This is a genomic window from Streptomyces sp. CC224B, from assembly GCF_030010595.1.
In the GTDB taxonomy this organism is placed as follows: Bacteria; Actinomycetota; Actinomycetes; order Streptomycetales; family Streptomycetaceae; genus Streptomyces; species Streptomyces longispororuber.
In genome coordinates this window covers 1-10,858 of sequence record NZ_JASCXL010000184.1, presented here as the reverse complement: position 1 = coordinate 10,858, position 10,858 = coordinate 1, and the positions used below count along the sequence as shown (strand labels likewise).

The following is a 10,858-nucleotide window of genomic DNA, read 5'->3' as shown; positions in this document are numbered from 1 at the left end:
CCCCCCCCCCCCCCCCCCCCCCCCCCCCCCCCCCCCCCCCCCCCCCCCCCCCCCCCCCCCCCCCCCCCCCCCACCCCGGTGTCGTGTGCCGGCCCTCCGCCGCCGCGTCAGCCCGGCGCGGGCAGTCCCTTGGTCTCCTCCAGGGCCTGGCGCACGATGCCGTCGAGCCGCTCGTGGTGGGCGCCGCGCCAGTACACCCGCCCGCACGCCCCGCACTGCGCGAACACGTCGTACGTGCCGTGCGTGCCGCCCTCCAGACGGTCCGCCACGTCCTCCTTGCGGGCCGCCCGCAGCGGGCCGTTGCAGGCGGTGCAGCGCGTCCAGGGGGCGAGGCGGGGCGCGAAGCGGTGCAGCACGTCGCGCAGTTGGTCGTCGGGTCGGTCGCTGTAGACGTACGCCCCGGCCCACAGCTCGCGGCGGCGCAGCAGGCCCCGGTCCCGGCTGAGCAGCACACGCCGCTCGGCGGCCGAGCGGGCGGCGAGCGCCGGGTCGCCGATGTCCGTGCTCTCGTACGCCGCGTCGACGCCGAGCAGCCGCAGGCGCCGCGCCAGGGTGCCCAGATGCACGTCGAGGAGGAACCGCAGCGGCTCCGCCGGGTCCTCCGTCAGCCGCTGCGGGCGCGGCACCGCCCGCACCTCGACCCGCTGCCCCGCCGTCGGCACGTGCGCCGGGGGCACCTCGCGCCCGTCCACGACCAGGGCCCCGACCTCGGTGAGCGGCACGCCGAGCGACTCCACGACGTGCCCGAGCGACGAGACGCCGTCGGTGACGGCCGTGGTGGGGCGCCCCCGCCGCTCGTGGGCGACGAACAGCGCGAGGCCGGGGGCGAAGTCGATGAGGATCTCCGGACCGTTCATGGCCTCAGGATGGCACGGGCCCTCGGCCCCAACCCCGGGATTTTCGGGGCGAATGGTCAGGAGGGGCGCCGGTGCGGCACCCCGAAGGGGCGCGGGGAACGGCGCGAGCAACCCCCACACACCCGCACCCGCCGACGAACCCCGGCCGACCGAGCCGGCAGCCACCGTCAGAGCCCACAGAAAAGGGGGCCGCGGCGGAAAACCACGGCCCCGGCGACCCCGAGGTGAGCCCGCCCCCCGGGGGGCGTCAGGCGTGCTGGTAGGCGACCAGGGAGATCCCCACGTAGTGCACGGCGAACGCCGCGAGCGTGAGGGAGTGGAAGACCTCGTGGAAGCCGAACCAGCGCGGTGACGGGTCGGGGCGCTTGATGCCGTAGACCACCCCGCCCACGCTGTACAGCACGCCGCCCACGATGACCAGGACGAGCACCACGGCGCCGCCCGTGCGCAGGAAGTCGGGCAGGAAGAAGACGGCGGCCCAGCCCATCGCCAGGTAGCAGGGGGTGTAGAGCCAGCGCGGGGCGCCCACCCAGAAGACCCGGAAGACGATGCCCGCGGCGGCCGCGGCCCAGATGCCCCACAGCAGCCACCGGCCCTTGGAGTCGGGCAGCAGGAGCAGGGTCAGCGGGGTGTACGTGCCCGCGATGATCAGGAAGATGTTGGCGTGGTCCAGGCGGCGCAGGACGCGGTCCACGCGGGGCGTCCAGTCCCCCCGGTGGTAGAGCGCGCTGACGCCGAACAGGAGGCAGGCGGTCAGGACGTAGATCCCGCAGGCGACGCGGCCGCGGGTGGAGTCGGCGAGCGCGGTCAGGAAGACGCCGGAGACCACGACGGCGGGAAACATCCCGGCGTGCAGCCAGCCGCGCAGCTTGGGCTTCACCGGGCGCGCGGCGGCGACGACGGGTTCGAGGGCTGCGGCGGCCACCTCACCCACGGAGGTGGACGGACTGTCGCCGTCTGCGGCGTCGTTCGTGATCACGTCGGGGACGGTAGCGGTCATACACCGCATCGTACCTACGGAACCGTAAGTTACGTATCAAAGTGGTGAATCCCGATCCTACAAGTGGCCATGCTCACCCCGCTCAGGTGTGAAGCCCTCTGGACAGATGCGCGGCCGCGACGGATGATCAAATGAGTGCGGTCGGCACCGGATGAGCGCCAGAAGATCGAAATGTAGTGAAGCGTCCGGGTCGCAGCCCCCACGGGGCCTCAACCTAAAACCCCTCGTATAGGAGCAATCGTGGCGCGCGATATCGCGGCTCCCTCTTCCTCGCAGTCTTCGCAGCCTTCGCTGTCCTCGCTGTCCACCGAGCCTTCCCCGACCCCGCAGTCCTCCCCGTCGCCGCAGGCGTCGCAGTCCTCGCTGCCCCAGCAGTACCCGCTGTCCGCGGGCGCCGCCCCCACCACTCACCAGGAGCTGCTCTCCTGGGTGAACGAGATCGCCGAACTGACCCAGCCGGACAGCGTGGTCTGGTGCGACGGTTCCGAGGCCGAGTACGAGCGCCTGTGCGGGGAGCTCGTGGCCAAGGGCACGTTCAGGAAGCTGGACCCGGTCAAGCGGCCGAACTCGTACTACGCGGCCTCCGACCCGACGGACGTCGCCCGCGTCGAGGACCGCACGTTCATCTGCTCCGCGAAGGAGGAGGACGCGGGGCCGACGAACCACTGGAAGGACCCGGCGGAGATGCGGGAGGTCTTCGCGGGCGAGAAGGGGATCTTCCGCGGCTCCATGCGCGGCCGGACCATGTACGTCGTGCCCTTCTGCATGGGCCCGCTCGGCTCGCCGCTGTCCGCGATCGGCGTCGAGATCACCGATTCGGCCTACGTGGCCGTGTCCATGCGCACGATGACCCGAATGGGCCAGCCGGTCCTCGACGAGCTCGGCTCCGACGGGTTCTTCGTGAAGGCCGTCCACACGCTGGGCGCCCCGCTGGAGCCCGGACAGGCCGACGTGCCCTGGCCCTGCAACTCCACGAAGTACATCTCGCACTTCCCCGAGACCCGCGAGATCTGGTCGTACGGCTCCGGGTACGGGGGCAACGCCCTGCTCGGCAAGAAGTGCTACGCCCTGCGCATCGCCTCGGTGATGGCCCGCGACGAGGGCTGGCTCGCCGAGCACATGCTCATCCTGAAGCTCACCCCGCCGCAGGGGGAGCCCAAGTACGTCGCCGCGGCCTTCCCGTCGGCCTGCGGCAAGACCAACCTCGCCATGCTGGAGCCCACCATCTCCGGCTGGACCGTCGAGACCATCGGCGACGACATCGCCTGGATGCGGTTCGGTGAGGACGGTCGGCTGTACGCCATCAACCCGGAGGCGGGCTTCTTCGGCGTGGCGCCCGGCACGGGCGAGCACACCAACGCCAACGCCATGAAGACCCTGTGGGGCAACAGCGTCTTCACGAACGTCGCGCTGACCGACGACGGCGACGTGTGGTGGGAGGGCATGACGGAGGAGACCCCGGCCCACCTCACCGACTGGAAGGGCCGCGACTGGACGCCGGAGTCCGGCGAGCCCGCCGCCCACCCCAACGCCCGCTTCACCGTCCCCGCCGCGCAGTGCCCGATCATCGCGCCCGAGTGGGAGGACCCGAAGGGCGTGCCGATCTCGGCGATCCTCTTCGGCGGCCGGCGGGCCTCCGCGGTGCCGCTGGTCACCGAGTCCTTCGACTGGAACCACGGCGTCTTCCTCGGCGCGAACGTGGCCTCCGAGAAGACGGCCGCCGCCGAGGGCAAGGTCGGCGAGCTGCGCCGGGACCCGTTCGCCATGCTGCCGTTCTGCGGCTACAACATGGGCGACTACATGGCCCACTGGGTCAAGGTCGGCGCCGACAAGGACCAGGCGAAGCTGCCGAAGATCTACTACGTGAACTGGTTCCGCAAGGACGCCGACGGGCGCTTCGTCTGGCCCGGCTTCGGCGAGAACAGCCGCGTCCTGAAGTGGATCGTCGAGCGGCTCGACGGCAGGGCCGAGGGCGTCGAGACGCCGATCGGTGTCCTGCCGACGCCCGAGTCCCTCGACACGCGCGGGCTCGACCTGCCCGCCGCCGACCTGGAGTTCCTGCTCACCGTCGACAAGGAGGTCTGGCGGGAGGAGGCGGCGCTGATCCCCGGGCACCTCGAGACGTTCGGCACGCACACGCCGGCGGAGCTCTGGGACCAGTACCGGGCGCTGGTCGCGCGCCTGGGCTGAGGCCGGGGCGCGGTACACCGCGGTCGCGCGCCCGGGCCGAGGCCCGCGGCGCCGCGCGGAGACCCGGGGCCCGGTGGCCGTACAACGGCGTACGGCGACCGGGCCCCGGCTCACGGTCGGCGGCGTACGGCGACCGGTCCCCGGCGTGCCGTCAGCGGCGCGGGCGGCGCAGGACCCGGCGCGCGACGGTGCGCCAGTCCGCGGCGACCAGCACGGCGCGCGCCTTCCGCGAGCGGTGCGAGAGCCACACCACCATGGGCCGCCCCCCGTGCAGGGACACCCGGCGCCGGCCGCGGCCGCCGGGCTCGGGCAGGCTCAGCGGGAACTCGTGGCGCTTGCCGTCGCCGGTCGCCGCCCGCAGCAGGAGCTCCCACTTCCCGGGCAGCAGCGCGTACTGGTGCAGGCTGCTCAGGTCGAGGACGACCTGAGCGGTCATGGGCCCGCCGGCGGAGGCGGCCCGCGCGGCGGGGACCTGCCACTCGAAGCCGTCGGGGTGGCGCAGCACGAGGCTGTGCCGGACGTCCGCGACGCCGCCGTCGAGGTAGTAGGGGCTGCGCACCCGCACCGCGAGGCTCCGGCCGCCGTCGAGCCACTCCACCGCGTCGTGCCCGGGTTCGAGCTCGGTCCACGACAGGCCGTCGTGGCGCGAGAGCGAGAGCAGCTCGCTGAGCCGGCCGCCCTCGCGGAGCAGCCGGTCGCGGACGCGGATCAGGCGCGGCAGGGAGGCGACCGCCTCCGGTGGCACGCACTCGTGGAGCACCTCGGCGGCGACCCGCGCGTACGACTCCTGCCGCTCGGCGGACCGGTGGTGGAAGCGCGGCCCGAACTTCGCCAGGATTTGGATCCGCGCGATGCGCTCGATCAGCTCGTTGCGCCGCTCGCCCGGCTCGGTGAGGTCGATCACGGACCGCAGCCCGGCGCGCACCGGCGCGAAGAACGCCTCGGCGGGCGGCTGCTGCTTGGTCAGATGGGCGAAGCCCTCGCGGTCCACGAGGTAGTAGCAGTCGTAGTCGGCGACCACCGATATGCACCGCGCCTTGAGGTAGGCGGGCAGGATGAACGGCTGCTCCTCCGCGAGCCGCGCCCCCTCGGCGAACCGCAGCCCGTGCTCGGTCACCAGGGAGCGCCGGAACAGCTTGTGCGGGGTGAGGGTGTGGACGCCCTTGACCGACCAGACGTCGCCGCGCTCGACGTTGGCGGCGTAGGGCTCCACGGGCACGCCCCGGCCCACGCCGCGGACGCGGCCGAGGACGACGTCGGAGTCGTTGCGCTCGGCGACCTCCACCATGCGGCGCAGGGCGTCCTCGCCGAGGTGGTCGTCGGGGTCGGCGAAGAAGAGGAACGTGCCCGTGGCCAGGTCGATGCCGCGGTTGCGGGGTCCGCCGGGCGCGCCGGAGTTCTCCTGGTGCACGACCCGTATGTTGCGCGGGTACCGCTCGGCCCATGTGTCGAGGAGCGCGCCGCTGCCGTCGGTGGAGCCGTCGTCCACCGCCACGACCTCGACGTGTTCGAAGCCGATGGTCTGCTTCACCACCGACTCCAGGCACTCGTCCAGGAACTCGGCGGCGTTGTAGACCGGAATGATCACACTGACCGCGACGTCGCTCATCATCGCCCTCTCCGCGCTGGTCGCACCCGACTTGGGTGACGCTGTCCAGACGAGCGGCGGGCGGGGGAGAGTTGCCCCGGAAAGGGCCGGGAGACCGATTCGTGACGCGGTGGCGCCAGTGTTCACCTGCGGGAAGCGTGTGCGGCCACGGACGTTCACGTACCGGCTGCCGAACGGGCCGGGACGGGCGGTGGCCCCGGCGGGAAGGGGGCACCCGGCCCGCGCGTCGCTGCGGCACGCGGGCCGGGGCCGATGGGGGGCGGGCGGGTGCCCGCGCGCGGTCAGGCGGCGCCGACGAGGCGCGCGCCCGCCGCGTGGGCGTCCACCCGCTCGGCCGCGAGGATGGCCGCGGCCGTGTCGGCGCGCGAGGCGGCGACGACCAGGGCGCGGCCCGCGAGGGCGTGGGCGCGCTGGTGGAGGGCGGACAGGTGGGGCTCGTGGATGGCGGTGGCGACGCCCGCCGCGCGCACCGGCGGATGCCCCCCGCGCAGGCGGGCGACCTGCGCCGCGAGGCGCTCGGCGGCCGCGTCGAGAGCGGGGTCGGGCGCGAGGGTGCGCAGGTCGTCGGTGACGGCGAGCAGCGCGGCCAGGTGCCCGGCGAGCTGGATGTCCAGCTCCTCCTCACGGCTGCGGTGCGGGAAGTCGCCCGGGTCGGCCATCGTGTGGACCGACTTGGTGCGGATCGGCTCGTACATGGGATGGGTCTCCAAGCTGTCGTGAACCCCATCCTAGCTTAGATCCTGTCTAAAGTTGAGTCGGATCTTGTACGAGGGCGACGCGGGGGCGGGACCAGGGGATCTCGGGGTGGCGCGGGGGCGGGGCCCAGGGGATCCCGGGCGCGGGCAGCGCGAAGGGGGCGGGCGCGCGGCCGGGCGCGCCCGCCCCCTGGTGTGCTCCTCGTGCGCGGGCCCGGCCCGCGCGGCGCTACGGCTGGCCGTACCCGTCCAGGAACGTGCCGATCCTCGTCACCGCGTCGGCGAGGTCCGTGGCCGTGGGCAGGGTCACGATGCGGAAGTGGTCGGGCTCGGGCCAGTTGAAGCCCGTGCCGTGCACCACCATGATCTTCTCGGCCCGGAGCAGGTCGAGGACGAGCTGCCGGTCGTCCTTGACCTTGAAGACCTTCGGGTCGAGGCGCGGGAAGAGGTAGAGCGACCCCTTCGGCTTGACGCAGGTGACGCCGGGGATCCGCGTCAGCAGGTCGTACGCCGTGTCGCGCTGTTCGAGCAGGCGGCCGCCGGGGAGGACCAGGTCGTTGATGGTCTGCCGTCCGCTGAGGGCGGCGGCCACGCCGTGCTGGCCGGGCATGTTCGCGCACAGGCGCATGTTCGCGAGGACCGTCAGCCCCTCGATGTACGACGTGGCGTGCGCCTTCGGGCCCGAGACGGACATCCAGCCGACCCGGTACCCGGCCACCCGGTACGCCTTCGACATGCCGTTGAAGGTCAGCGTCAGCAGGTCGGGGGCGAGGGCGGCGGTCGGGGTGTGCCGGGCGCCGTCGTACAGGATCTTGTCGTAGATCTCGTCCGAGCAGACCAGGAGGTTGTGGCGGCGGGCGATGTCGGTCAGGCCGCGCAGCACCTCCTCGTCGTAGACCGCGCCGGTCGGGTTGTTCGGGTTGATGATCACGATCGCCTTGGTGCGGTCGGTGACCTTGCGCTCGACGTCGGCCAGGTCGGGCATCCAGTCCGCCTGCTCGTCGCAGCGGTAGTGCACGGCGGTGCCGCCGGAGAGGGAGACCGCCGCGGTCCACAGCGGGTAGTCGGGGGCCGGGACCAGGACCTCGTCGCCGTCGTCGAGCAGGCCCTGCATGGCCATCACGATCAGCTCGGAGACGCCGTTGCCCATGAAGACGTGCTCGACGTCGGTCTCGATGCCGAGGGTCTGGTTGTGCATGACCACCGCGCGCCGGGCCGCGAGCAGGCCCTTCGCGTCGCCGTAGCCGTGGGCGTCGCCGACGTTGCGGAGGATGTCCTCCAGGATCTCCGGCGGGCACTCGAAGCCGAAGGCGGCGGGGTTGCCGGTGTTGAGCTTGAGGATGCGGTGACCTGCCGCTTCGAGCCGCATCGCCTCCTCGAGCACCGGGCCCCGGATCTCGTAACAGACGTTGGCGAGCTTGGTCGACTGGATCACCTGCATACCGCCGAGCCTATCCCGGGCGGGGGCGCCCTCAGCGGGTTCCTTGGGCTGATCTTTGCTTCGTCGGTGCGGGGCGGGTGGGGCGTTTGCGCAGTTCCCCGCGCCCCTGGGGGTGGTTGCTCGTCGTTGGTGGGTGCGGGTTGTGGTGGGTTGCTCGCGCCGTTCCCCGCGCCCCTTGGCCGTCGTCGTTTCTCGCTGTTGGTGGGTGCGGGTTGTCGGGGGGCGCGTCCCTTTGGGGTGCTGCTGTCCGGGGCTGGTTTGTTTGTCGTGTGCGGTCTTGTCCGTGTGGCGGGGTGGCTCAACAATGCGCATGACAAGCCGGGGTCCCGTGGGCTCCGGTCATTCGGTCAGCAGAGGGGACCCCCACATGAACAAGCCTCTCGTCGGCGCGGTGTTCACCGCCGTTCTGGTCGGTACGGCGGCCGTGCCCGCGGCGGCCGTGAGCGACCAGGCCCCCGCCCCGGACAAGCGGGCGGCGCAGGCCGCCCCCGCCGCCGGCCCGCGGGCCGAGGGCACCCGGGCGAAAGCGGTGACCTTCGCCGGCACCGTGGCGCTCAGCAACTGTTCCGGCTCCGTGGTGCGCGTACCGAACTCGCAGCCCGGCGACCCCGCGCTCGTGATGTCCAACGGCCACTGCCTGGAGACCGGCTTCCCGGCGCCGGGCCAGGTGATCGTCGACCGGCCCTCGTCGCGCAGCTTCACCCTGCTGAACGCGAGCGGGGGCAACGCGGGCACGGTGCGGGCCGGCAAGATCGCGTACGGGACGATGACCGACACCGACCTCTCGCTGTACGAGCTGACCAGCACCTACCGCGACATCGAGAGCCGCTTCGGCATCAAGGCGCTGGACCTCGACGCGGCGCACCCGCAGGCGGGCCGGGCCATCACCGTCGCATCCGGCTACTGGAAGCGGATGTACAAGTGCAACATCGACGGCTTCGTGTACCGGCTCAAGGAGGGCCGCTGGACCTGGAAGGACTCGGTCCGCTACACCTCCGCGTGCCAGACGATCGGCGGCACCTCCGGCTCCCCGGTGATCGACGACGCCACCGGCAAGGTCGTGGCCGTCAACAACACCGGCAACGAGGACGGCCAGCGCTGCACCGACAACAACCCCTGCGAGGTCGACGAGAGCGGCAGGGTGACGGTCCGCCGCGGCATCAACTACGGCCAGCAGACCTACACCGTCGTCCCCTGTGTCGGGACCGGCAACAAGATCGACCTGAGCCGTCCCGGCTGCACCCTGCCGAAGCCCGCGGCGGAGCGGCACCGCTGAAACGTACGCCGCGCGTCCGGGCGTACGCCCCATGGCCGGACGTACGCCCCTGACCGGACGTACGCCCGGTGACTAGGCGGTCCGGCGCACGGCGCGTCCCGCGAGGACGTCCGTGCGCCGTCCGTCCTCGATCACGAACTTCCCGTCGATCAGGACGTGCGGGATGCCCACGGGCAGCGTCCGCGGGGCCTCGAACGTCGACCCGGCCGCGACCGTCTCCGGGTCGAAAAGGACGAGGTCGGCGCGGTAGCCCTCGCGGACGTGGCCCCGGTCGGGCAGCCGCAGCCGCGCGGCGGCGCGCGAGGTGAGGTGCTGGACGCACTCCTCCAGGGACAGCACGCCGAGGTCCCGGACGTACCGGCCCAGGTACTGCGGGAACGTCCCGTACGCGCGCGGGTGCGGCTTGAAGCCCTGGAGGATGCCGTCGCTGCCGCCGGTGTGCACGCGGTGGCGCATGATGGCCCGCACGTTCTCCTCGTGGCCCACGTGCTGGAGGATCGTCGAGCCGAGCCGGTCGGCGATCAGCAGCCGCCGCGCCGTCACCCACGGCTCCTCGCCGCGCATGTCCGCCGACTGCTGGATCGTCTTGCCGACGCACGAGGCGAGCCCCGGGTCGGAGACCCCGGAGATCTCGATGGTGTCCCACTCGATGGGCACGCCGTGGCAGCCGTCCGAGCCGACGACCTCCAGGTGGTGCCGGATGCGCTCGGCGGTCGCGTCGTCCTGGAGCCGCGCGAGCACCGCGTCGGGGCCGCCCTCGCCCGCCCAACTGGGCAGCATCGCCACGAGCGTCGTACAGCCCGGGGTGTAGGGGTAGGTGTCGAGCGTGATGTCGGCGCCCGCGTCGAGCGCGTCGTCGAGGAGGGCGAGCAGCTCCGGGGCCCGCCCCTTGTTCACGCCGAAGTTCATGGTGGCGTGCGCGAGGTGCAGCGCGCAGTGCGCGGAGCGCGACAGCTCCACCATCTCCCGGTACGCCTCCAGGGCGCCGGCGCCGTAACTGCGGTGGTGCGGGCAGTAGTAGCCGTCGTACTCCGCCACCACCCGGCACAGCTCGGTGAGTTCGGCGTCCTTGGCGTACATGCCGGGGGTGTAGGTGAGCCCCGACGACATGCCGACCGCGCCCTCGCGCAGGCCCTGGGCCACCAGCTCGCGCATGCGGTCCAGCTCGGCGGGGGTCGCCTCGCGGTCCTCCCAGCCCATCGCGTACATCCGGACCGTGCCCTGCGGGATCAGGTACGCGGCGTTCACCGCGATGCCCCGGCCGCCGTGGGCGCGGTCCAGGCGGTCCAGGTACTCGCCGACCGTGCGCCAATCGAAGTCGATGTCGGAGCCGTCGCCGTTCCACCCGGTGATCGCCTGGCGGACCTCGGCGAGCGTACGGTCGTCGACGGGGGCGTACGACAGGCCGTCCTGGCCGATGACCTCCAGGGTGACGCCCTGTGCGGCCTTCGCGCTGTGGTCCGGGTCGCGGAGCAGGGCGAGGTCGCTGTGGGCGTGCATGTCGATGAACCCGGGGGACAGGGCGAGGCCCTGGGCGTCGAGGACCCGGGCCCCCGTCGGACGGGGGCCGCTCGCCGCGCCCTCCCGGTGGATCTCCGTGATCCGGCCGTCCCGTATCGCTACGTCGGCCGTGTACGAGGGGGCGCCGCTGCCGTCGACGACGCGGGCTCCGCGGATGACCAGGTCCATGGGGTGCCTTGCCTTTCTGGGGGGCGGGTGCGGGTGGACCCTCGCGGGGTGCGCCCCAGTCCCGCCCCTTTCCCGTAACCAGGGGGCTCCGCCCCCTGGAC

General features: G+C 72.8%; 8 protein-coding genes. 2 read left to right on the top strand and 6 right to left on the bottom strand.

The window, feature by feature from the left end; all coding sequences use genetic code 11:
* Nucleotides 1-107 precede the first annotated feature (107 nt).
* Nucleotides 108-857, bottom strand: a complete 750-nt coding sequence (locus QK440_RS39675; RefSeq protein WP_282798126.1) for a Mut7-C RNAse domain-containing protein — start codon at nucleotides 855-857, stop codon at nucleotides 108-110.
* A gap of 247 nt (nucleotides 858-1,104) precedes the next feature.
* Nucleotides 1,105-1,866, bottom strand: a complete 762-nt coding sequence (locus tag QK440_RS39670; protein WP_282798125.1) for a hemolysin III family protein — start codon at nucleotides 1,864-1,866, stop codon at nucleotides 1,105-1,107.
* Between the two features lie 372 nt (nucleotides 1,867-2,238).
* On the opposite strand from QK440_RS39670, the gene QK440_RS39665 reads away from it, so the two are divergent.
* Nucleotides 2,239-4,047, top strand: coding sequence for a phosphoenolpyruvate carboxykinase (GTP) (locus QK440_RS39665; RefSeq protein ID WP_282798127.1), 1,809 nt, complete (start codon nucleotides 2,239-2,241; stop codon nucleotides 4,045-4,047).
* 151 nt (nucleotides 4,048-4,198) lie between these two features.
* On the opposite strand, the gene QK440_RS39660 is transcribed toward QK440_RS39665, so the two are convergent.
* The 3 genes from QK440_RS39660 to QK440_RS39650 all read right to left on the bottom strand — a co-directional run bounded on the left by QK440_RS39660 (nucleotide 4,199) and on the right by QK440_RS39650 (nucleotide 7,792).
* A complete protein-coding gene (locus QK440_RS39660; RefSeq protein ID WP_282798124.1) occupies nucleotides 4,199-5,659 on the bottom strand; it encodes a glycosyltransferase family A protein in 1,461 nt (486 codons plus the stop codon).
* Nucleotides 5,660-5,937: 278 nt separating this feature from the next.
* On the bottom strand, nucleotides 5,938-6,351 hold the full coding sequence (locus tag QK440_RS39655) for a hypothetical protein (protein WP_282798123.1): 414 nt from the start codon (nucleotides 6,349-6,351) through the stop codon (nucleotides 5,938-5,940).
* A gap of 229 nt (nucleotides 6,352-6,580) precedes the next feature.
* Nucleotides 6,581-7,792: a pyridoxal phosphate-dependent aminotransferase gene (locus QK440_RS39650; RefSeq protein ID WP_190138002.1), complete on the bottom strand. Its 1,212-nt coding sequence runs from the start codon at nucleotides 7,790-7,792 to the stop codon at nucleotides 6,581-6,583.
* A gap of 367 nt (nucleotides 7,793-8,159) precedes the next feature.
* Here QK440_RS39650 and QK440_RS39645 point away from each other — a divergent pair, with 367 nt between their 5' ends.
* Nucleotides 8,160-9,068 (top strand): serine protease, encoded by a 909-nt coding sequence (locus QK440_RS39645; RefSeq protein WP_282798122.1) that lies wholly within the window; start codon nucleotides 8,160-8,162, stop codon nucleotides 9,066-9,068.
* Between the two features lie 72 nt (nucleotides 9,069-9,140).
* Here the strand turns inward: QK440_RS39645 and QK440_RS39640 are convergent, their stop codons facing one another.
* Nucleotides 9,141-10,757 (bottom strand): D-aminoacylase, encoded by a 1,617-nt coding sequence (locus QK440_RS39640; protein WP_282798121.1) that lies wholly within the window; start codon nucleotides 10,755-10,757, stop codon nucleotides 9,141-9,143.
* Nucleotides 10,758-10,858: the final 101 nt, after the last annotated feature.